Genomic DNA, 20,824 nt, shown 5'->3' with positions numbered 1-20,824 from the left:
TCTCTATTCTTTTCTTTTAATTCAATAACTCTTAAGTGATACTCTAACTCAATAGCATCCTTTTTACTTTTTAGTCCTTTCCTAACAATACGAATTCTTTTAAAGGTTACAGGATCTATTCCGCCAGAAACATCGACAATCCATCCACCATTCTTTGCTTTACGTATTGCCATGACTCTATACCTTAGAGGTTAATTTTAAATCTAATAATTCCTCCGCAATTGTTGCAGGTATGGTTCCAATACGTTTATTATCATAAACATAGAATCCACGTTGAACGAGAAGGTGTTTTCCCTTACGAATAATAGAACGTGACGTTCCTTCTGAAAAGCCTAAGGCTACTAAATCATCTTTTGTTACGGTTGCTATCATGTGTATTCTCCTTAATAACTATGGTATAATTAAGGACAGGTTGAGGAGTTCCAGCTCCTCATCTTGTCCTAAGCGTTTCCTTTTTCTTTAGCGGGATTTGGGATGCGCTTTTTTATTTGTGGTAAAATGCGAGGAAGAATATGTTCATCTAAAACACGATTAATAAAATCTGCTTTATTGTCAGTGCAATAGATATCTTCCTCGCCAAAGTGTAATTGAATTTCTTGATTATATCCTGTTTGGTAATAATCATTGTAACTTAACTCTTTAATTTCTGATAGATTGTAGAATCTATCTTTTTCTTTTTCGTGATTTCCTTTTTTCTTAGAAATCTCTAGAACGTTATTAAACCGTCTGATGTACTGGTTTAAATCTTCATTTTGAATTTTTCCAAAGAAAGACTTAAGGGACTGATAATTGGTAATCACGATCAGACGACCAATAACCAATTTATTCTTATAACGTGCTGATAGATAAGACTTGTTTAAAGGATCTAGGAGTTTTAACCAATCTGCTGGTAATAAACTATCAGACCTTGGGTCATCTAAGAGAATAACCTCTTCACCAAAATACTCATCAAAAATATTTTTAGCACCAGCACTGTACATTTTCCAGTTGAGACCTTGTTCTTTAGCTCTCTTGATAATTTCTTCAATCACTTCAAGTGCTAGTGTTGTTTTTCCAATTCCAGAGGAACCATGCACATAAATAATTGTTGGCTTGAACTCACCATTCTCTAACTCCCTTAAGGTTCGTTTAGAAGCTATCTTGCCATAAGCTCTAAAAGCTTCATCAAGTCTTGTTTGATTATAAGACCAAAGAAAAGTTAATTCTTCGTCCGCAAAGATATCATCTTCTGTTAGATGACCATTAATGATTTCTTGAAAGACTTTATCGAGACTTTCGTCTGATTTTTCTCTTTTGGCAACGGCATAACGTTTAGAAAAGTCTGCTTTGTTATCCTCAATGAAAGCTTCATAATCAAATGTTCCAAAAGTTTCCACCTCGCTAGGGGCATACTGATGTTTATCAGGACTCTTTGCGTGAATTAAATAGGCTTTGGAATTTACCTTACCATATCTCCCTTGACCACTAGGTTCAATATATTGAGGTAAGAGACCAAGAGTACTAGCTAATACAGATAAGTCTCTACGACTGGCAAATTCAATATAAGCATGGATATGAGGCTCTACAGACTTGATGCCAAACTTGATATCTTTATCATGAACAATAAAAGCGACCTTAGCTGGAATATCTTCTTCAAGGGTTTTAATGCGACGATGAATTTCTTGGAAGATTTTTGTTTTATTACTTTCCCAATTGGTAAATAATGCTTTTTTATCTTCCTCCCAATCCCAATATTCCGCATGCAATTGTTGCTCAAAGATATAAGTTGTAGTTCTTTTTCGACTCATTTATCTCCTTTCTATAGAAAATTTTTATCATTCTTGGGCAAATTAGTTTAATTTGCCCATTAATTTACCCATCAATTTGCCCAAGATTTTCAAGGATTCTTGTTTTTTCGAAAATTGCTGAAAGCATTGGTATTATTGGGTTACACACCATTCTGTCGACAAGCCCTGAATGGTGCGCCCGTCATAATTGGACATTGGGCAAATTAAATCCCAGAAAATTCTTTACAAAATCAGTCTAAGATTTTCCATTGTTGCTCATGCGGACACGTTTCTCACTCCCTAACGAGCTATGACTTTCGTCGTCTCGCTCGTAGTGAGTGAACTCTCCGCACTCACATGAAAAATCTTAGATTACTTAGCGGGTTCCTTAGCTAATGAAATCCCATCTGCCTTTGCGCTTAATTCGAGTGATACAAATTCTGAATTTTTAGCTGTACGTGTATACATACCGACACTAAGATTAGTGAAAGTTACAGTAGCAGAACCTAACTCAGCTAACTTCTCACTTGAAATAAATGGAACTTCACCATTTGGATTAGGCACTTTAACAGCAACTTTTTCATAACGTAAGCGAGGTAAGACAATCACATATTTCCAACCAGCATGTTCTCGGTCATTTCCTTTGTATTCAAACCATTCTTGTACTTCAACTAATTGGTAATCTTTTTCTTCCCAATTCTTCACTGCGATATCTGTATTTTTTAGACTCATAGTTTTCTTCTTTCTATTTTTTCCATTTTGAGAGGAATCCTTTATCTTTTTCCTCTTCTAGTTGATCTAACCGTTCACTCATAGTGGTTAGACGTTGCGATAAAGAATGATTCTGTTTCCCAAGTGATTGGATTAATAACAAGCTTTTCTTTTGATAAGCTTGAAAGTCCTTTCTTAAGTCAGCAATCATTTTTTTTGAATCTTGTTCGAGCTGAGTATCAAGGTCACCCCAAACCTGTTTGATAGCTTGATCTAAGTTATTAGTTTCATTAACTAGATTATTTAGTTCAATAAACTTAGATACTTCCTCATCAGTAAATACATAAAAGACTTGCGTTGAATAGAGACTCACTTTATGTTTAGCTTTCTTGAAGCTATATCCAGAAAGTTTTTCTATTCGTAGGCGCCACTTCTTTATAGTAGATACTGATTTACCTGTTTGACTTGCAATTAATTTGTAATCAATATGTTTCTCCTCCTTTTACTATCTTTAGGTGATGTGATATAATCATAGTGCGTCTTATTGACACAATTATATTATAGCTTCAATGCGACGCGGCTGTCAAGAAAAAGTGTCATTTTGAAGCATAAAGGAGAAACAATGTCGATATTCTCAGATAAATTAACCAAATATAGAAAAGAGCAAGGATTTACTCAACAAGAGGTTGCTGATAAGATTGGTATTAATAGAGGATCATATTCAAATTGGGAAAATGGGAAAAGAGAACCAACTCTAGAAAATGTCGTTAAGCTTGCCAAGCTATTTAAAACTACTACAGATGAGTTATTAGGACAAACTATATATTCGAAAGTAGATTTACTGAGATTTTTAGACGATTTTGATGTAAGCGACATCAAAAATTTTGAAAAAGAAGATGTAGATAAATTAAAATTTGCAATTATGTTTGAAATGACAAGAAACAAAGTAAATGCACTTAACTTAAAAGATGACCTTATTTTAAAATATAAACTTGATAAAGATGAAAGAGAAATTCTTAATACTGTTTTTAGTGAAGTAGAAGATGAGCTACTTGATTTAATTAGGCATTCAAAATAAAACAAAATATGTGATAATAAAATTTATTTTATACTGTAGCTAATCCAAATAAGTAATATCTTTTAAATATAGTATGTAATAAAAAAACATACAAATATAATAGTAGAATATGAAAAATTTTATGAAGTGATAGATGTAGAATAGAATAATTATAAAGTTTCTGGAATAGTAATCAATCAAACTAGATGTAAATCATTGGATAAAAAAACAGAACCTTCTCTTTGGTTCTGTTTTTAATCTCAAGAAAATTATGATATTATGAATTAATTCATAAAAGCGAGACTCCAAATGATAACGATAAGTCCAGTTACAAAAAATATAAGCCCAACTGTGAATCTTTTTTTACACTTAACGATCAACTTTTGTTGATTATCAGTTAAATTAACTGGATATGACCTACGGCCGAGTAAATAAAGAAGTAAACCACCGGAGTTGTTTCCAGAACTTGCAAAAAAAGCCCAAAATTTAGGATGTTTGAATCCCCTACCTGATGCATCAATTTTTATGATTTTATAAAGTTGAACATACAAATAAATATTACCAACTAAGAAAAATGCGCCACCGATAGTCATAAAAATAGAGAAATGATTTGTCATAGTATTCACCTTAAATCCTTTTAACAATTTGGTACAAAAGAAATGCAGTAGCAAGTGTTGCCAAAGTAAATGTTCCTGTAATGAGTAATATGTTGGTTTCAAAAAAGCTAGCAATAACTATCAAAATTAAAAAGATGATAATCTCTAGAAGAATGGCTAACATTAATTTTTTATTGCTCTTAACAATATTTGTACTTTCTTCAATATGTTGAATCATTTCCACATCCTCCTTCAACAATACATCCAGGCTTACATGGTATAAATCAGATAGAATAATAACACTAATCACATCAGGATAGGATTTCCCATTTTCCCAATTTGAGATAGTTTGTCTAGAGACCTGAATTAGTTCGGAGACTTCTTCTTGCGTTAAGTGATTATCTTTTCTAGCTGACTTTAGTTTTTTTCCAATATCCACTTTTACCTCCCTTAATAATTTCATCTTCCCATAAATTTCTAATACTGTCCATATAAATATTTTTACATTTGATATTAACCCTGTCAAAATTCTTTGACATCCTTAAAAAACGAGTAGTCTTTATTGAAAAATTAAATATTTTTTACTAATTATATCACTATTGAAGGTAGTGTAAAATATCTTGTGTAAACACAAAAAAGGAATAAATCTTGAATAATAGAGTTACGACACTTCACTAGTAAGAAATTTATTCCCATGACTCAGTTTACCACAGATTACTTAACTTCCTAGTACAAAAACAAGATATTGTTGAATAATCCTTTCGTTCCTTTTTAGAAATAGCTATGAATGACCTCTTGCAGGTTGAACTATCAGCATGCTTTGGATATGAGCCATATGAAAAAGAAGGTTACAATACAGTTAGCAGCCGTAATGGGACTTATTCTCGATAGTTTGAAACCAAGTATGGCTTAGTCAAATTGAACATTCCAAGAGATAGAAATGGCGACTTTTCATCAGTTTTATGCCATCTTATGCTAGTTGTGATGATCACTTGGAAGAAATTAAGACAGGTGTATAAAATATTTTGGTCACTCCAAAATCACTAAAATCTCAAAATTACTTAGTTTTTAAGTTGATTTCTAAAACTCAAATCTTGTTAAATGAAGGTTTGTTAGCTTTAAAAAGTGCTTGGTAGGACTCAAAATCCAGTGTCCTCACGGACGTGCCGGTTCGACCCCGGCCGCCGGTATACTTATATAGACAAGGTTTTTAGGCCTTGTCTTTTTATTCATTTAAATTTGAACTATTTGAAATCTGAATGTTGATTTGAATTTTTGTCATATTCTTAAAATCACATTTAAGGTTAATTGAATAATGACTTCGTTATTATTGACTTTTATAAATCTAGAGATAGTAGTACTCGATTAAGTAAGTTTGACTCAGACTATTTGGCTAATCTGTCTATTAAGTTTTAATAATTTTTGTTAAAATATATATTGCATAAAAACACTTTGCAGTTGGTAGTCTGCAAGCATTCAAAAAATGTCAGTAACCTTCCCTCCAGGTCGTCCATTGCAAAATTTTATTTTTAAGGAGGGGGCTGTATGGAAATGACAGTCTATTTTGATGGTATATATTGGGTAGCTTTAATTGAATATGATAGTGATAATGGATACAAAGCTTTTCGTCATGTTTTTGGAAAGGAACCAAAGGATGAAGAAATTATTGAATTTATTAGAAATGATCTTGGTATCCTTTTTGAAAAGTATGATTTATTAATGACATCAACTGTTAAAATAAATAAAGTGACTGAGCATAGAATTAATCCAAAACGTATGCAAAGAGAAATTAGTAAATCTAATCATAAACCAATTGTTTCTACTAAAGCTCAGCTTGCGATGAAAGAAATTCATGAACAACTTAAATGCCAAAATAAAGTAACAAAAAAGGTAAGAAATGAAAAAGAAAAAAATTATCGCTATCAATTGAAACAGAAAAAGCGCTATCAAAAGAGAAAAGGACACTAATAGTGTCTGTATAAATAGAGAAGTTTGGATATCACCAAACTTCTCTATTTTTAATTTTTCTACTTATCTTACCAAATCATCTTATCAATATTGCTAATTGCCTGATAATTTGATAGAAAAAATTAATGTATGTAAAAGTTTTAATCATTTTTAGAAGATAAGGTTAGGGATATGCTTGATTTTTTTCAATTATTTCAATATTATTTGTAATTATCTATTTTTTACTTATGGTTGTATTACATAAAAGAAAGAATCAACTAAGTGTTTTTACTAATGCAGTAAGTGATTATGGTATCATATCAGGCAAAAAAATATTTTTATATTTAGGATTATCAACATATTTAAGTAATTTATTTTTATCCTTTGCTTTTTTAACTTTATCTAATGATTTTACTGAAAAATATTTCGCATTTTACCTACTATTACTTAGGGGGATTTCAGTACTTGGAGTAATTATTTTTCCTACTGAGTTGGATAATAGACCTACAACTAAATCTAGTAAGATGCATTTATTTTTTGTGATAATACAATTTACTGCATTGGCTGTTTTTATTTTTAATATTATTATCCCTTTGCATGAGTATACTGGTAATCAATTTGAAGTACTAGTATTTTTGAAATATATTATTGAAATTGGTTTATATGGACTTTGCGTAGCGTTGATACTAAAACCAATAAAAAGATATTTTGGAATTTTTGAGAGAATATTTTTATATGCGAGTGCACTTTTTATCTTATTTTTAGATATATTGATGATAATGAATTAATATTATAGTTATGTAGAGGGGAATAATATGAAAGAAGTAGTTTGTTCATTTTGTGGAGAAAGAGAATTTGTTACTTATAAACAAAATAAAAGTTACTCAGGCCTACAACCACTTAAAAGTATCTTAGGGACTGGTTTAGAATTGCACCATGATATTTGTAAAAATTGTGGTACAGTTGTAAGAAGTTATGTGAATGATCTTGATAAGTTAAAATAATTAGTAGAAATTTGAGTTACTAAAGAATCACTTAAACCTCAAAATCCAGTGTCCTCACGGACGTTCCAGTTCGACCTCGGCCGCCGGTATTACTTTTAAATCGTGCATATTTGCAAGTTTTTTTATTTTATTTTTTATCCTAAGTCTTTTCTAAGTTGAATTTTTTAGTATTAATTCTAGACTAAATTTAGAAAGTTAAGTATGTATATTTAATACTGCTGAATAAACTTTGTATTTTAAACATATATTTGATGAATTTAAGGAGAATTGCTAACTATTCGATACTAAATACTACACTTCAATAGTTTTTATTTAGCTCTTACTATGGAAAATTGTGATTTGTTATCACCCCAAAGTTGTAACTCTTGAGTCTTTTTTTAAAATTACCTTAAAACCTTTTATAAATGTTAATTACTCTTTAGTATTCCAAATTTATCCTATGAAGTGAGTCTCTATAATTATTGATAGTTGTTAATAATCTTGCATTTTATGGTAGAATTAAATAAAGATATTTTGATAAATTAACTAGTATTCATATTTAAATTTGTAAAAAGGAGATTTGAAAAGGTAAGCTTTTCAATTGGGGGAACTATGTAAACTGATAGATTGTTTAATAAAATTAACAAATTAAAAAGTAGAGGAATATGAATACATGTTTAAACGATCATATCAAAATAATTTTGTTCTTTTAGGAGCTAGTAGTCTTTTTCAATTTTTTGGGATAACCTCTTTTTGGTTATTATTTCTAAGTCAAAATGGCATGTCTTGGTTTCAGATTGGATTGCTTGAAAGTCTGTTTCATGCAACGAGCTTATTATCTGAGATTCCATCAGGTGTTTTAGCGGACCGCTTCACGTATAAGATGAACCTCATTTGTATTAGGTTGGCATCCATTTTATCTGCTATATTCATGTTATTAGGAAATGGTAATTTTTGGGTATATGCAATAGGAATGGTTATTAACGCATGGTCTTATAATTTTGACTCAGGAACGAGCGATGCCATGCTATTTGAATCAGCAAAAGAAGCTGGTAAAGAAAATGAGTTTTTAAAAATGACTAGTATTCTTTCGGGGATATCTGAAGGAACTAGAGCTATAGGAATGGTACTAGCAGGATTCTTTGTTCATGGCCTACTAAACATAACTTATATAATCCAAATCATTTGTTCTTGTCTTGCACTATTTTTGATTTTCTTTATGAAGGAGCCTATCCTTAAGATAGAGAGTCAAGAAAATACCAGTATAAAAATGATTGCTATTACTGTTTTTAAGTATTTTCAACAAAGAAAAGATGTTTTTTGTTGGTTGATGGTTAGTGAGTGTTTAATAACGTTAATTTCTATGTTTTATTTCTATTATCAAAATGAAATGTCGAAATTAGATTCTTGGCAAATTAGTAGTGTCATGCTCATTTCATCGTTAGTTAATATTTTAGGTGTTTGGTTAGCAAGTAAACTAGGTGAAAAGTGGACAGCGAAACAAGTTTTTAAAGTTATGGTTCCTTTGGCAGCACTATTGTTGATCTCTTCAATAGTCGCAAAGTCATCAGTTTATATTATTATCTTTCTAATTAGCGATGGATTGGTAGCTTTGTTTTATCCAATTTATACCAACGGCTTACAGAAAGAATTTGAATCTAGTGTTAGAGCAACTATGCTCAGTGTCAGTGCGATGATTAATAGTGTCATGATGGTTTTTATCTTTCCGCTAATGGGGGTATTTATTGATCATTTTACATTTTCAATCAGTTTTACCTTATTAGGGATACTTTTAGTTGTTATTAGCTTAATCTTATCAATCACAATTAAAGATTAAAAAGTAAAGAGTATATCTCTTTACTTTTTATATCAAACGAAATAGTAACATATGAGCCCATGATTATGTCTAACTAGATCATTTTTTATTGTATAGCTATTATTAATTATGTTTAGAAAAGTTACTTTTCTTTTCAAGAAAGAAACTAAATAGGGCAGGGATCAATGTGATTAGAGCAATGATTTTAATGGTGGTACTTAATCCAAAATGATCTCCTACTAAACCTAAAATGGGAGCAAATAAACCACCAATACTGACTGCTAACCCTAACGTTACACCTGAAGCTAAACCTACATGATTAGGTAGGTAAGCCTGTCCTAAAGAAACCATTGGACTGTAAGATAAAGATAAGCCAATAGCTAAAGGAATAAGAATAAGTTTGGCAAATACTAAATGGCTTGTTATTGAAAAAAGTAGGAAACTTACTGAAAGTAATAGGAAAGAAAATGTAATGATTTTTGGTTGACCATGTTTATCAGCTAAATGGCCACCAAATAAAGTAGATAAAGCTGAAAATGCAAAGAATAAACTTAAAAGAATACTTGCATTGGCCTTAGATAAACCAAAGTGGTTAATAAAGTATAGTGCTAAAAAGGTGTTAACACCATATAAAACAATAGATCTTGAGAAAATTAGAATGCAGAGTTTAGCAAATTGCTTCCAATTGTCCTTATACTTTGTTTTTTGTAAAACTGTGTCTAATTTAGGTTGGGTTTTAAATTGTTTGTAAGAAATGCTAAAAAGAAGTTGTGGTGCAAAAAACCAGATACTTCCTTTTAATCCAAATGTTGAGATAATTATAGTTGTATATAAAGGACCTAAAGAAAAACCGATATTACCTCCAAAAGAAAATAGAGATAAGCTACTACCTTTTTGGTTTTGTGAAGCTAAAGTATTTACAGTTTTGGCAGCTTGCGGATGAAACATCGCTATACCTAGTCCACTTATTAAGACCCCTATAGCAAGTAGTGAGAAACTAGCACTAAATCCTGTTAGTGCCATCCCAGCACCTGCTAATAATAAACCTAATGGCATTATCCAAGGGTAATCTTTCTTATCTGATATATGGCCAATCACTGGTTGAACCATAGAACCAATGAGATTGGCAAATAAAACAAGTGAAGATGCTTTTGCATAAGAAAAGAAATAAGCTGAAACGATAAAGGGTAATAAAGCTGAGAGTGCTCCTTGATTCAAATCAGCACAAAGATGTCCAAGGGATAAGAGGTAGATATTTTTATTTTTCATAGTTGCTCCTTTAATATCATAATATGGTAAAATAAAAGGAAATAATAGCTTAAAACAGTCAATTTATAGCAAAATATGGTCAATTTTATGAAAAGTAAACAAATAATTTACCAAAAACAGTTAAATAATGAATTTCCATTTCTTAGTTTAGAAGTTAAAAATGGTAAAATGTACCCTAAATCAGAGTCTTTTGGTCTCATGCACTGGCATGAAGAATTTCAATTAATTTATGTTATAAGTGGTAATATTGTAGTCAAAACCTTGAATCAGGAACTTACTGTAAAATCGGGACAAGCTGTTTTTATCAATAAAAATATTATTCACCTCATCTCATCAAATGATAAAACACATTATATCTCATTTTTATTTTTAGGAGGTCTGATTAGCTCTGAGTTTTCTCATTTTAGAACTTTGATAGAAGAGCTTGCACAAGATCTGTCAAAAAAAATAATCTACTTTGATAGATTTTCAAGAAATGACAGTATTGTGATAGATTTTTTAAAAAAGCTTCAAATGTCTGTCCCACCTAAGAAAGCTATCGATTATTTTCACATTCAGCTACTAATAGCAAACTTATGTTATCATCTCTTTACGATTGATAATATTGACAAAGAATCGTTGCCAGAAAATTTGATAATGGAAAGTATGTTACATTACATTGCAGAGCATTATTATGAATCAATCAGTTTATCGGATATAGCCAAAAGTGCTCATGTTAGTATCTCAATGTGTCAAAGGCAATTTAAGGCAATTTTTGAGGTAACACCACATCAGTATATTAATCACTACCGTTTAGAAAAATCAAAAACTTTATTATATCAGCAAAAATTGAGCATTGCAGAAATAGCACAGGCTGTTGGTTTTTCACAATCTAGTCATTTTTCATCGTTGTTTAAAGCAAGATATGGCGTTAGTCCCAAACAATATCAGAACTCTCAAAAGTGAATTTTGATATCAGTACTAGGAAAAAGGAGTTTATCTTATGGCATATAATCAATTTGGTCAACCAATTGGACAGCCTATAAATCATTTTCAAAAAGGTCAAGTTCCTCAATTTGATTCAATAAAGGGAAAAACTGTAACGGTTGAAAAGGTGAAATCTTATCATTTGAATGGCTTGTTTGACCTTTTTGGGCAATCAACTCCAGAGCAGAGTTTTACTTATATGTCATTTGAGCCATTTAAAAGTAAAGAAGCTTTTCAGGGACATTTCAACTATATGTTAACATCACAGGATTCTTATTTCTTGGTTATTATTGATAACCAGTCTCAGCAAATAGTGGGTAGTTTTTCACTAATGCGTATTGATCCAAATTTTAGAGTTGTTGAGATGGGTTGGGTATTTTATTCTCCTCAATTGCAAGCTAGTAAAATGGCAACTGAAGCCCAATTTTTAGTGATGCAGTACGTGTTTGAAAACTTAAAATACCGCCGTTATGAATGGAAGTGTGATAGTTTGAATCAAGCTTCTAAAAATGCTGCAAAACGTTTAGGCTTTAGTTATGAAGGAACATTCAGACAAGCTTTAGTTTATAAAAATAGAAATAGGGACACCGATTGGTTCTCTATTTTGGATAAGGAATGGCCAAATCAAAAAGAACGATTTATTAAATGGCTTGATGATAGTAATTTTGATGAAAATGGGAAGCAAAAAAAGTCGCTACAAGACTTGTAGGATATCAAAAAAGACAAGATTTAAGTCTTGTCTTTTTTGTGAATTGATTATTTACCAAGAACAGAGATCCGTTCTTGGTAATGCTTACCTGATTCAATTTCATCAGCAAAAGCGATAGCATAGTCAGCATAAGAAATTTCGCTAACACCTTTGTCATTTGTTCTAAATTCTTCACCAGCTAAAATATAATTGCCAGTTTTTGGCGCATCATAACTAAATTCTGCAGCTGGACTAATGTAAGTCCAGTTAATTTCGTTGTGTTGACGTAAATCCTCTAAAGCTTCTTTCATGGCTAATGCATTGGGTTTATATGCTTCTGGAAAATCGGGTGTATCAAACAATTGTAGTTTGTGTTCTTTGTCCATATATAAACTTGAAGCACCACCTACAATAATGAGACGCTTATCACTTCCAGTTACTAAATGAATGAGATGTGCAAGAGATGTTTTATGCGATTCAGGTGAAGCTTGATTGCCTGTTCCGAAAGCATCAACAATAACATCAAATTCTGCTAGGTCTTCTTTTGTTAGATCGTAAAGATCTTTAACGAGTGACTTCTGAGCTTTTGTTTGATTTTCTCTTCTAACTGATGCGGTTACATCAAATCCTCTTGATACAAGCTCTTCAACAATAAGTGATCCGGATCGACCATTTGCTCCTATAACAACTATTTTCATTTGCTTACCCACTTTCTGCTTCTATTTTAGCACTATATAGTATTATTGCAATGAATAGACCTTTTGTGATTTTTTTAATCCAAATATTTTAATTCTTGATTACTTTGCACTATAATAGTAATGTTAAGGATATTTTAGAAAATGAGGTATAGGATGACACTTCCTATTTTTCTAGAATTGGTAGAGATGAAAGCTAAAACAGCTAGTGTCTTACCATTTCTTATTGGAATTTGTTATAGTTACTATTACTATCATTCCATTCATGTTATTTTTCTACTTTTATTCTTTGTTGCAATGTTTTTGTTTAATATGTTTGTTGACATCTGGGATAATTACAATGATTATCATAAAGCTGTTGACTCAGATTATCAAGAAAATACTAATATTATTGGCCGTGAAAACCTTTCACTTAAAATGGTATCAATTTTAATGTATAGTATGCTTATTTTAGCTGGAGTATTAGGCTTAATACTATGCTACTTTGTTGGGTTTCCTTTGCTAATAATGGGAGTATTTTGTTTCGCAGTAGGTATTTTATACTCATTTGGGCCAAAGCCACTTTCAAGTTTACCATTAGGAGAGTTTTTCTCAGGCTTTACTATGGGATTTATGATAACGCTGATTTGTGTTTATATTAACACTAATAACGTTTTTACTTGGGATTTGCCAAGTTTAGTGAGAGTATTGTTAATTGCCTTACCTAATACAGTGTGGATTGCTAATCTGATGCTTGCCAATAACTTATGTGATAAAGAAGAAGATGAGAAAAATCATCGTTACACTATTGTTCATTATCTTGGAACGAAGACAAGTTTAGGAATTTTTGTAATAGCAAATATAATTGCATTTGTTTCTATTTTTCTTGAGTATTATTTTCATTTGGCACCAATTACCATTTTAGCAAGCTTCTTGTTAATACCTTTTGTTGTCAAACAAACAAAAATGTTGATAGACAAACAAGTAAAAAGAGAAACATTTAGTTGTGCAGTACGTATTTTAGCCTTAGGCTCTTTTGTGCAGGCATTAACGTATTTTATTGGAATTATTTTTTAAAGGAGACATGTTTAACATGCAAGAAGTTTTAGTATTAGGTGCAGGATACGCAGGGTTAAAAACTGTTCGTCAATTGCAAAAACAATCAGGTGATTTTCACATTACTTTAGTAGATCGTAATGACTATCATTATGAAGCAACTGAATTACATGAGGTTGCATCTGGCTCACAACCTAAAGATAAGATTACTTTTCCAATTGCTGATGTTATCAACAAAGATAAAGTGACTTTTTTACAAGATGAAGTGGTTAAAGTCGATCCAAAACAACAAACTGTTACAGTAAAAAATCATGGTGTTTTAAATTATGATTATGTTGTTGTGTCACTTGGTTTTTGTTCAGAAACATTTGGTATTCCAGGTGCTAAAGAAAATGCACTTCAAATGGTGGATATTGATACTGCTGAAAATATTCACAATCATATCATTGATATGATGAAAAAATATAAAGAGACAAAAGATAAAAATTATCTTCGTCTTCTTATCTGTGGTGCAGGTTTCACTGGTATTGAACTAGCTGGTGCCTTTCTTGATGAGAGAGAACGTTATGCTGAAATTGCTGGTGTTAAAGCCGAAGACATTGAAGTTATCTGTGTTGAAGCAGCAACTCGTATCTTACCAATGTTTGACGATCAATTAGCCAACTATGGTGTTGATTTAATCAAAAAATTAGGTGTTAACTTGATGTTAGGCTCAATGATCAAAGAAATTAAACCAGGTGAAGTGGTTTATGCCACAAGTCCTGAGGATACTAATTATCAATCTATTTCTGCAGCGACAATTGTTTGGACAACTGGTGTTAGTGGTAGCCCAGTTATGAATGAATCTGGTTTTGATCAACGTCGTGGACGTGTTGTTGTCAAATCTGATTTACGTGATCCAAATTATGAAAATGTTTATATCATTGGTGATGTTTCAGCCTTCATGGATCCAGAAACAGATCGTCCATTCCCAACAACTGCGCAAATTGCAACACGAATGGGTGCACATGTTGGTAAGAACTTAGCACATCAATTAAAAGGTGAAGCTACGGAAGAATTTAGCTATAAAGCAGCAGGAACAGTAGCATCAGTTGGAAATACTCATGGTTTTGGTGTTGTTGGAAAATCTTCTTTAAAAGGCTATCCAGCTTCATTTATGAAAAAAACAATCATGAACAAATCATTGGTTGATATGGGTGGTTTGAAAGAATTACTTGCTAAAGGTCGTTTTGATTTATATCATTAAGAAAAACTGTAGCAGATGTTTTAGGTATTAATAATATTATGTTGCAATAATATTAAACTGAATTGCTTGCAATTCATAGTTATTTTTTCTTTCTTAGAGGGGAAAGAAAAGGAGGAGTTTTATGACAATTGAAGCTTTAGCACGTTTTCAATTTGCGATGACAACTATTTTTCACTTCTTCTTTGTACCATTTACAATTGGGACAACATTAGTTGTTGCTATCATGGAAACATGTTATGTGGTGACAAAAAAAGAAGAGTATAAAGTGATGACAAAATTCTGGGGTAATATCATGCTCTTGAGTTTCGCAGTCGGAGTTGTCACAGGTATTATTCAGGAATTCCAATTTGGGATGAACTGGTCTGATTATTCTAGGTTTGTTGGTGATATTTTTGGGGCACCACTTGCCGTTGAAGCCTTATTAGCCTTCTTTATGGAATCAACATTTTTAGGCTTGTGGATGTTTACATGGGACAATAAAAAAATTGGTAAGAAATTACACAATAGTTTCATTTGGTTAGTTGTTTTTGGTTCTTTGATGTCAGCCATGTGGATTTTGACAGCAAATAGCTTTATGCAACATCCAGTAGGTTATGTGATTAAAAATGGTAGAGCTCAAATGACTGATTTCTTAGCTTTGATCACTAATTTCCAATTTTTCTATGAATTTGGACATGTTATTACTGGTGCCATCACAATGGGTGGTATTGTTGTAGCTGGTATGGCAGCTTTCAAATTACTTAAACCTGAATCATTGACTGAAACAGCAAAAAGTATTTATAAAAAATCTATCCGTATTGGTTTAATCGTTTCATTGTTTGGCTCACTCTCAGTCATAGGAATTGGAGACTTGCAAATGAAGGCTTTACTTCATGAACAACCTATGAAATTTGCGGCAATGGAAGGTGACTACGAGGACTCAGGAGATCCAGCTGCTTGGACAGTAGTAGCCTGGGCAAATGAAGCTAAAAAAGAGCAAGTATTTGGAATTAAGATTCCTTATATGTTAAGTATCTTGTCATATGATAAACCATCAGGATCTGTTGATGGTATGGAAACAGCAAATAAAGCTCTTGTCAAAAAATATGGTAAAGATAACTATTATCCAATGGTTAACTTACTCTTTTACAGTTTCCGTTTAATGGCTGCATTTGGTGTTCTTATGTTTGGTGTTTCTGTACTAGGTTTATTCTTCTCAAGAAAGAAAAATCCAATTTTATTCAAACAAAAATGGATGTTATGGATTCTAGGCTTAACGACATTTGCACCATTCTTAGCTAATACATTTGGTTGGGTGATTACTGAACAAGGACGTTACCCTTGGACAGTTTATGGCTTATTTAAAATCAAAGATAGTGTTTCACCAAATGTATCCGTTGCATCATTATTTGTGTCAAATACAGTTTATTTCCTACTCTTTAGTGGTTTAGGATTGATGATGGTAAGTTTAGTTATTCGTGAATTGAAAAAGGGTCCAGATGGTGCTGGAAGAGAGTTAAAACTTTTTGGATATTCATCAGTAGATCCATTTGATAAGGAGGCTTACTAATGTCAGGATTACAATTTCTTTGGTTTTTCTTAATCGGTCTTCTTTTTTCAGGTTTCTTCTTCTTAGAAGGTTTTGATTTTGGTGTTGGTATGGCGGTGCAAACACTGGCTCATAGTGAACACGAAAAAGATCAAATTGTTGAAACAATTGGACCTGTTTGGGATGGTAATGAAGTATGGCTATTAACAGCAGGTGGTGCTATGTTTGCTTCATTCCCATATTGGTATGCATCACTCTTTAGTGGTTACTATCTCATCTTATTAACGATTTTATTTGGTTTGATTATTCGTGGGGTCTCATTTGAATTTAGACATAAAGTGCCTTCTCGCCAAAAACACATTTGGAACTGGACATTATCAATTGGTTCAGCAATTGTTCCTTTCTTCTTTGGTGTTATGTTTATCAGTTTGGTACAAGGTATGCCAATTGATGCTCAAGGGAATATGTCAGCTCACTTTGGAGACTACTTTAACTTATTTTCAATTGTAGGTGGCGTAGCCATGCTACTGTTAGCTTATCTCCATGGCCTAAATTACATTACCTTGAAGACAGAAGGTCCTGTTAGAGACAGAGCTCGTAATTATGCTCAACTATTATACTGGGTGCTTTACTTAGGTTTAGTTGTCTTTGCATTATTGTTGATCTTTAAGACAGATTTCTTCCAAAATCATTTCTTACTAACTAGTCTTTTAGTATTGGTTATTGTTGGTCTGACATTGCTAGCTCAAATCTCAGTCTTTAAACGTGCTGAGATGACGGCTTTCTTGTCTAGTGGTTTAAGTTTAGTTGCAGTCGTTGTGCTATTATTCCAAGGCCTATTTCCTCGTGTTATGATTAGTTCTGTTAGTGATAAATTTGATATTTTAATCAAAAATGCATCATCAACACCTTATACTTTAAAAGTGATGTCAATTGTTGCGCTTACTTTAGTACCATTTGTCTTAGCGTATACTGCTTGGGCTTATTATATCTTTAGAAAACGTATCAAATTATCTGTTATTGTTACGGGGGACAAATAATGCTAGATAAATCTATTTTACGCTTGTCTGGTATTCATAAAGTATTAGGATTGCTTGTTGGATTGGATTTCCTTCAAGCAATCTTTGTTATTGGACAAGCTATGGCACTGAGTGGTGCCATTACTGGGTTGTGGGAAGGAAAATCACTTTCTTCACAACTTCTTGCTATTCTTAGTTTTCTTGTTTGTTATACTGCTAGGCATGGTATTAATTATCTCAAAAATAGTCGCTTAGATGATTATGCTGCAAGTCAGTCAAAAACCTTAAGGCAAAACTTGCTGAAAAAATTATTTGACTTAGGTCCACAAATTGTTCAAGAGGAAGGGACTGGGAACGTCATCACAATGGCTTTAGATGGTGTCTCACTTGTTGAAAATTACATTCATCTTATCTTGATAAAAATGATCAATATGAGTATTACGCCATGGATTATTTTGGCAGCTATATTTCTTCTAGATTGGGAATCTGGTTTGATTTTATTGTTGGTTTTTCCATTGATTATTATTTTTATGATTGTTTTGGGATTGGCAGCACAATCAAAAGCTGATAAACAGTATGAATCCTTTCAAATCTTATCAAATCACTTTTTGGATTCTCTAAGAGGAATTGACACCCTTTCTTTTTTTGGTATTAGCAAAAGGTATGCCAAAAGTATTTATAATACAAGTGAGTCATTTCGTAAATCAACAATGAGTACCTTAAAAATTGGGATACTTTCCACATTTGCACTTGATTTTTTCACAACATTATCAATTGCAATAGTAGCTGTATTTCTTGGATTGCGTTTGATTAATGAGCATATTCTGTTATTTCCAGCATTGACTGTTTTAATTTTATCTCCAGAATATTTTTTACCTGTAAGAGAATTTTCAAGTGATTATCATGCTACACTTGATGGTAAGAATGCTTTGCAAGCAATTCAGAAGATATTAACCAGAACGGTGATAAGCGAAGATAAAAAAACAATTGCCACTTGGTCTAAGGAGAGTCAAATTGTTTTTGATGATGTTGCGATGGCTTACAAAGATAAAACCTTGTTAGAACATACTCATTTTTCTGTTAAAGGTTTTAAAAAAGTTGGAATTATTGGTATGAGTGGTTCAGGGAAGTCAAGTTTAATTAATATGATTAGTGGATTTACACCCTTGAGCCAAGGTACTGTTAAAATTGATGGTCAAAGTTTTAAGACATTGAATCAAGAAGACTGGCGAAAACAATTTCTTTATATACCCCAATCTCTTTATGTTTTTGAGATGAGTTTGAAAGATAACATTGCTTTTTACACGCCAGAAGCGAGTGATGACGCCATCTTAAAAGCTATTAAAGTGGTTGGCCTAGAAGATTTAGTTGAAGAGCTTCCGCAAGGGGTAGATACTATTATCGGGAATGGTGCAAGACCTCTAAGTGGTGGGCAAGCTCAGCGGATAGCATTAGCGCGTGCTTTCTTAGATCAGAATCGTAAGATTATGCTTCTTGATGAACCTACAGCACATCTAGATATCGAAACAGAATTGGAATTAAAAGAAAAAATGATTCCATTAATGGAAAATCGATTAGTCTTTTTTGCAACGCACCGTCTTCATTGGTTAAACCAAATGGACATGATTTTGGTTTTAGATCAAGGAGAGTTGGTGGAAATGGGGACTTATCAAGAATTACTAGCCAAAAGAGGAAAATTGTATCAATTGAAACATGCAATGGGAGGCGAACATGAGTAAAATTCCATTATTCAAACAATTGAAACATGATCAATGGGTGAAACCATTTCTAAAACAATATAAAGCGACACTTATATTAGCTTTATTATTAGGTTTTCTAACTTTCTTTTGTGCAGGTGCACTCATGTTTAATTCTGGCTTTCTGATCAGTAAATCAGCTGCTCTACCAAGTAATATCTTGCTGGTCTATGTGCCCATTGTACTGACACGAGCATTTGGTATCGGACGTCCTGTTTTTCATTATTTAGAGCGATTAACCAGTCACAATTGGGTTTTAAAAATGACTTCTAAACTACGTTTGAAATTATATGAAACGTTAGAAAAAGATGCTATTTTCATAAAACGTGATTATCGTTTAGGCGATATTATGGGACTTTTATCTGAAGATATTAATCATATCCAAAATCTATACCTTCGGACTATTTTTCCTACCTTTATCGCTTGGTTACTTTATATCTTTATTGTAATCAGTGTTGGCTTTGTTTCGCTACCTTATGCACTGCTTACGTTCTGTTATTTTTTGTTATTTTTATTAGCCTTTCCATTATGGTCGGTATTGGTAAATGGTGCCCGCCAAAAGAGAGAAAAAATGATAAAAAATGAACTATATACAGATTTAACAGACAATGTGCTAGGAATTTCGGATTGGATTTTTAGCCAAAGAGGTCAAGACTATGTGGCTTTACATGAAACAGCAGAAGAAGAGTTGTTAAAGGTTCAGTCTAAACTCAGAAATTTCAATAATAAACGCGCTTTTCTTGTAGAATTCTGTTTTGGTTCGTTAGCTGTACTAACAATCATCTGGGCAAGTTTTCGTTTTGTTGGACATCATGGTGGTGATGCCAATTGGATTGCAGCTTTTGTTTTAGCAATATTTCCTTTAGCTGATGCATTTTCAGGCCTTTCTGCAGCAAGTCAAGAGACAAATACTTATGCAGACTCGCTGGAAAGACTTAATGAGTTGCCAGATTTTAAGAATCAAGAAATGACTGCTTTAATCCCCGATGCTTCTCTAAAACTTCAAATTAGTAATCTGTATTTTCAATTTGAAAAGGATGGAAAAGAAATCTTAAAAGGTATAAACCTTGACATCCAACAAGGTGAAAAACTTGCTATATTAGGTAGAAGTGGATCTGGTAAGAGCACATTAGCAACTTTGATTAGAGGGGATTTGCTTCCCACTAAAGGGCAAATAAAGCTTGGTGGTATTGAAACAAAAGACTTATCTGATACTATTTCAGATTATATTGGAGTGATTCAACAAGCACCTTATCTCTTTAACTCAAGTTTGTTAAATAATATTAGGATTGGACGCTCAGATGCTTCTGTCGAAGAAGTTTGGGAAGTATTAGAACGTGTAGGCCTAAAAAAAATGGTTCAACAATTACCTCATGGTCTCAATACTATGGTTGATGAAGCAGGTATGCGTTTTTCCGGTGGTGAAAGACATCGCTTAGCTTTAGCTCGCATCTTGTTAAAAGATAGTCCGATTATCTTACTGGATGAACCTACAGTTGGTCTTGACCCTGTTACAGAAGTTGAATTATTAAAGACATTTATGGAAGTATTAAAAGATAAAACCTTAATATGGATAACCCATCATCTTAAAGGCGTTGAGTACGCAGATAGAGTTATTTTTATTGAAAATGGTCAACTTGAGATGTCAGGTTCACCAGTTGAACTGAGTGAGACTAACCCACGATATAGACATTTAAAAGCAGTTGATGACGGAGAAATCTAAAAAAAGCCTGAATATCAGGCTT

General features: G+C 32.4%; 22 protein-coding genes and 2 pseudogenes (1 of these 24 running past the window's edge). 15 read left to right on the top strand and 9 right to left on the bottom strand.

The features are described from left to right. The 5 genes from STRUR_RS10560 to STRUR_RS10540 all read right to left on the bottom strand — a co-directional run. A protein-coding gene (locus STRUR_RS10560) for a tyrosine-type recombinase/integrase (RefSeq protein WP_006739233.1) crosses the window boundary here: on the bottom strand, positions 1–173 show its beginning. It extends 961 nt beyond the left edge of the window; 173 of the gene's 1,134 nt are visible here — the first part of the coding sequence; the start codon lies at positions 171–173; the stop codon falls past the left edge of the window. Positions 174–177: 4 nt separating this feature from the next. Further along, positions 178–372: a DUF3173 family protein gene (locus tag STRUR_RS10555; RefSeq protein WP_000562208.1), complete on the bottom strand. Its 195-nt coding sequence runs from the start codon at positions 370–372 to the stop codon at positions 178–180. Between the two features lie 68 nt (positions 373–440). After that, positions 441–1,787 carry a Rep family protein gene (locus STRUR_RS10550; RefSeq protein WP_006739109.1) on the bottom strand — a complete coding sequence of 449 codons (1,347 nt, stop codon included), beginning with the start codon at positions 1,785–1,787 and terminating at the stop codon, positions 441–443. 351 nt (positions 1,788–2,138) lie between these two features. Beyond that, positions 2,139–2,498, bottom strand: coding sequence for a hypothetical protein (locus tag STRUR_RS10545; RefSeq protein WP_006739299.1), 360 nt, complete (start codon positions 2,496–2,498; stop codon positions 2,139–2,141). Positions 2,499–2,511: 13 nt separating this feature from the next. After that, positions 2,512–2,850 carry a hypothetical protein gene (locus tag STRUR_RS10540; protein ID WP_006740082.1) on the bottom strand — a complete coding sequence of 113 codons (339 nt, stop codon included), beginning with the start codon at positions 2,848–2,850 and terminating at the stop codon, positions 2,512–2,514. 249 nt (positions 2,851–3,099) lie between these two features. Between STRUR_RS10540 and STRUR_RS10535 the strand changes: the two genes are divergently transcribed. After that, positions 3,100–3,555: a helix-turn-helix domain-containing protein gene (locus tag STRUR_RS10535; RefSeq protein WP_000021848.1), complete on the top strand. Its 456-nt coding sequence runs from the start codon at positions 3,100–3,102 to the stop codon at positions 3,553–3,555. A gap of 263 nt (positions 3,556–3,818) precedes the next feature. Here the strand turns inward: STRUR_RS10535 and STRUR_RS10530 are convergent, their stop codons facing one another. Both STRUR_RS10530 and STRUR_RS10525 read right to left on the bottom strand, forming a co-directional pair. Further along, a complete protein-coding gene (locus STRUR_RS10530) occupies positions 3,819–4,151 on the bottom strand; it encodes a hypothetical protein (RefSeq protein ID WP_000181338.1) in 333 nt (110 codons plus the stop codon). Positions 4,152–4,161: 10 nt separating this feature from the next. Continuing rightward, complete coding sequence (locus STRUR_RS10525) at positions 4,162–4,569, bottom strand: helix-turn-helix domain-containing protein (protein WP_006739928.1); 408 nt, start codon at positions 4,567–4,569, stop codon at positions 4,162–4,164. Between the two features lie 255 nt (positions 4,570–4,824). Here STRUR_RS10525 and STRUR_RS11410 point away from each other — a divergent pair. The 6 genes and pseudogenes from STRUR_RS11410 to STRUR_RS10505 form a co-directional block, all read left to right on the top strand. Beyond that, positions 4,825–5,134, top strand: a pseudogene (locus STRUR_RS11410) (transposase); the annotation flags it as partial. Between the two features lie 316 nt (positions 5,135–5,450). Then, positions 5,451–5,546, top strand: a pseudogene (locus tag STRUR_RS11960) (class I SAM-dependent methyltransferase); the annotation flags it as partial. 129 nt (positions 5,547–5,675) lie between these two features. Beyond that, positions 5,676–6,098 (top strand): YjdF family protein, encoded by a 423-nt coding sequence (locus STRUR_RS10520; protein ID WP_006738980.1) that lies wholly within the window; start codon positions 5,676–5,678, stop codon positions 6,096–6,098. A 188-nt stretch (positions 6,099–6,286) separates the two neighbouring features. Further along, positions 6,287–6,865: a DUF998 domain-containing protein gene (locus tag STRUR_RS10515; protein ID WP_320153876.1), complete on the top strand. Its 579-nt coding sequence runs from the start codon at positions 6,287–6,289 to the stop codon at positions 6,863–6,865. A gap of 27 nt (positions 6,866–6,892) precedes the next feature. Then, on the top strand, positions 6,893–7,081 hold the full coding sequence (locus STRUR_RS10510) for a hypothetical protein (RefSeq protein ID WP_006740435.1): 189 nt from the start codon (positions 6,893–6,895) through the stop codon (positions 7,079–7,081). 652 nt (positions 7,082–7,733) lie between these two features. Continuing rightward, positions 7,734–8,897 (top strand): MFS transporter, encoded by a 1,164-nt coding sequence (locus tag STRUR_RS10505; protein WP_006738768.1) that lies wholly within the window; start codon positions 7,734–7,736, stop codon positions 8,895–8,897. Between the two features lie 102 nt (positions 8,898–8,999). On the opposite strand, the gene STRUR_RS10500 is transcribed toward STRUR_RS10505, so the two are convergent. Further along, entirely contained in the window at positions 9,000–10,145 is a 1,146-nt protein-coding gene (locus tag STRUR_RS10500) for an MFS transporter (RefSeq protein ID WP_006739277.1), read from the bottom strand. A gap of 87 nt (positions 10,146–10,232) precedes the next feature. Here STRUR_RS10500 and STRUR_RS10495 point away from each other — a divergent pair, with 87 nt between their 5' ends. Together STRUR_RS10495 and STRUR_RS10490 are read left to right on the top strand one after the other, a co-directional pair. Beyond that, entirely contained in the window at positions 10,233–11,090 is an 858-nt protein-coding gene (locus tag STRUR_RS10495) for a helix-turn-helix transcriptional regulator (RefSeq protein ID WP_231288902.1), read from the top strand. 37 nt (positions 11,091–11,127) lie between these two features. Beyond that, on the top strand, positions 11,128–11,820 hold the full coding sequence (locus tag STRUR_RS10490) for a GNAT family N-acetyltransferase (protein WP_006740423.1): 693 nt from the start codon (positions 11,128–11,130) through the stop codon (positions 11,818–11,820). A gap of 47 nt (positions 11,821–11,867) precedes the next feature. On the opposite strand, the gene STRUR_RS10485 is transcribed toward STRUR_RS10490, so the two are convergent. Continuing rightward, a complete protein-coding gene (locus tag STRUR_RS10485; RefSeq protein WP_006740710.1) occupies positions 11,868–12,497 on the bottom strand; it encodes an NAD(P)-dependent oxidoreductase in 630 nt (209 codons plus the stop codon). 153 nt (positions 12,498–12,650) lie between these two features. Here STRUR_RS10485 and STRUR_RS10480 point away from each other — a divergent pair, with 153 nt between their 5' ends. The 6 genes from STRUR_RS10480 to cydC all read left to right on the top strand — a co-directional run bounded on the left by STRUR_RS10480 (position 12,651) and on the right by cydC (position 20,802). After that, a complete protein-coding gene (locus STRUR_RS10480) occupies positions 12,651–13,550 on the top strand; it encodes a prenyltransferase (RefSeq protein ID WP_006739040.1) in 900 nt (299 codons plus the stop codon). Between the two features lie 16 nt (positions 13,551–13,566). Further along, positions 13,567–14,775, top strand: coding sequence for an NAD(P)/FAD-dependent oxidoreductase (locus STRUR_RS10475; RefSeq protein ID WP_006739836.1), 1,209 nt, complete (start codon positions 13,567–13,569; stop codon positions 14,773–14,775). A gap of 121 nt (positions 14,776–14,896) precedes the next feature. Then, positions 14,897–16,324, top strand: coding sequence for a cytochrome ubiquinol oxidase subunit I (locus STRUR_RS10470; RefSeq protein ID WP_006740064.1), 1,428 nt, complete (start codon positions 14,897–14,899; stop codon positions 16,322–16,324). Then, positions 16,324–17,343, top strand: coding sequence for a cytochrome d ubiquinol oxidase subunit II (gene cydB / locus STRUR_RS10465; RefSeq protein WP_006738408.1), 1,020 nt, complete (start codon positions 16,324–16,326; stop codon positions 17,341–17,343). The genes STRUR_RS10470 and cydB overlap by 1 nt, the downstream gene beginning before the upstream one ends. After that, the gene (gene cydD, locus STRUR_RS10460) at positions 17,343–19,061 is read left to right on the top strand and encodes a thiol reductant ABC exporter subunit CydD (RefSeq protein WP_006738843.1); all 1,719 of its coding nucleotides are present in this window, start codon (positions 17,343–17,345) and stop codon (positions 19,059–19,061) included. Before cydB ends, cydD begins: the two co-directional genes overlap by 1 nt. Further along, positions 19,054–20,802: a thiol reductant ABC exporter subunit CydC gene (cydC, locus tag STRUR_RS10455; RefSeq protein ID WP_006739592.1), complete on the top strand. Its 1,749-nt coding sequence runs from the start codon at positions 19,054–19,056 to the stop codon at positions 20,800–20,802. Before cydD ends, cydC begins: the two co-directional genes overlap by 8 nt. Positions 20,803–20,824 lie beyond the last annotated feature (22 nt).

This window comes from Streptococcus urinalis 2285-97 (assembly GCF_000188055.2).
Taxonomy (GTDB): domain Bacteria; phylum Bacillota; class Bacilli; order Lactobacillales; family Streptococcaceae; genus Streptococcus; species Streptococcus urinalis.
The sequence above is the reverse complement of the archived record's forward strand: the minus strand, read 5'-3'. Positions and strand labels throughout refer to the sequence as shown.

Bases quoted from the DNA above. Each gene is read 5' to 3' on its own strand.
- cydB (WP_006738408.1), top strand. From the start codon at position 16,324: ATGTCAGGATTACAATTTCTTTGGTTTTTCTTAATCGGTCTTCTTTTT.
- STRUR_RS10550 (WP_006739109.1), bottom strand. From the start codon at position 1,787: ATGAGTCGAAAAAGAACTACAACTTATATCTTTGAGCAACAATTGCAT.
- STRUR_RS10535 (WP_000021848.1), top strand. From the start codon at position 3,100: ATGTCGATATTCTCAGATAAATTAACCAAATATAGAAAAGAGCAAGGA.
- STRUR_RS10555 (WP_000562208.1), bottom strand. From the start codon at position 372: ATGATAGCAACCGTAACAAAAGATGATTTAGTAGCCTTAGGCTTTTCA.
- STRUR_RS10485 (WP_006740710.1), bottom strand. From the start codon at position 12,497: ATGAAAATAGTTGTTATAGGAGCAAATGGTCGATCCGGATCACTTATT.
- STRUR_RS10530 (WP_000181338.1), bottom strand. From the start codon at position 4,151: ATGACAAATCATTTCTCTATTTTTATGACTATCGGTGGCGCATTTTTC.
- STRUR_RS10500 (WP_006739277.1), bottom strand. From the start codon at position 10,145: ATGAAAAATAAAAATATCTACCTCTTATCCCTTGGACATCTTTGTGCT.
- cydC (WP_006739592.1), top strand. From the start codon at position 19,054: ATGAGTAAAATTCCATTATTCAAACAATTGAAACATGATCAATGGGTG.
- STRUR_RS10495 (WP_231288902.1), top strand. From the start codon at position 10,233: ATGAAAAGTAAACAAATAATTTACCAAAAACAGTTAAATAATGAATTT.
- cydD (WP_006738843.1), top strand. From the start codon at position 17,343: ATGCTAGATAAATCTATTTTACGCTTGTCTGGTATTCATAAAGTATTA.
- STRUR_RS10520 (WP_006738980.1), top strand. From the start codon at position 5,676: ATGGAAATGACAGTCTATTTTGATGGTATATATTGGGTAGCTTTAATT.
- STRUR_RS10510 (WP_006740435.1), top strand. From the start codon at position 6,893: ATGAAAGAAGTAGTTTGTTCATTTTGTGGAGAAAGAGAATTTGTTACT.
- STRUR_RS10470 (WP_006740064.1), top strand. From the start codon at position 14,897: ATGACAATTGAAGCTTTAGCACGTTTTCAATTTGCGATGACAACTATT.
- STRUR_RS10480 (WP_006739040.1), top strand. From the start codon at position 12,651: ATGACACTTCCTATTTTTCTAGAATTGGTAGAGATGAAAGCTAAAACA.
- STRUR_RS10545 (WP_006739299.1), bottom strand. From the start codon at position 2,498: ATGAGTCTAAAAAATACAGATATCGCAGTGAAGAATTGGGAAGAAAAA.
- STRUR_RS10490 (WP_006740423.1), top strand. From the start codon at position 11,128: ATGGCATATAATCAATTTGGTCAACCAATTGGACAGCCTATAAATCAT.
- STRUR_RS10505 (WP_006738768.1), top strand. From the start codon at position 7,734: ATGTTTAAACGATCATATCAAAATAATTTTGTTCTTTTAGGAGCTAGT.
- STRUR_RS10475 (WP_006739836.1), top strand. From the start codon at position 13,567: ATGCAAGAAGTTTTAGTATTAGGTGCAGGATACGCAGGGTTAAAAACT.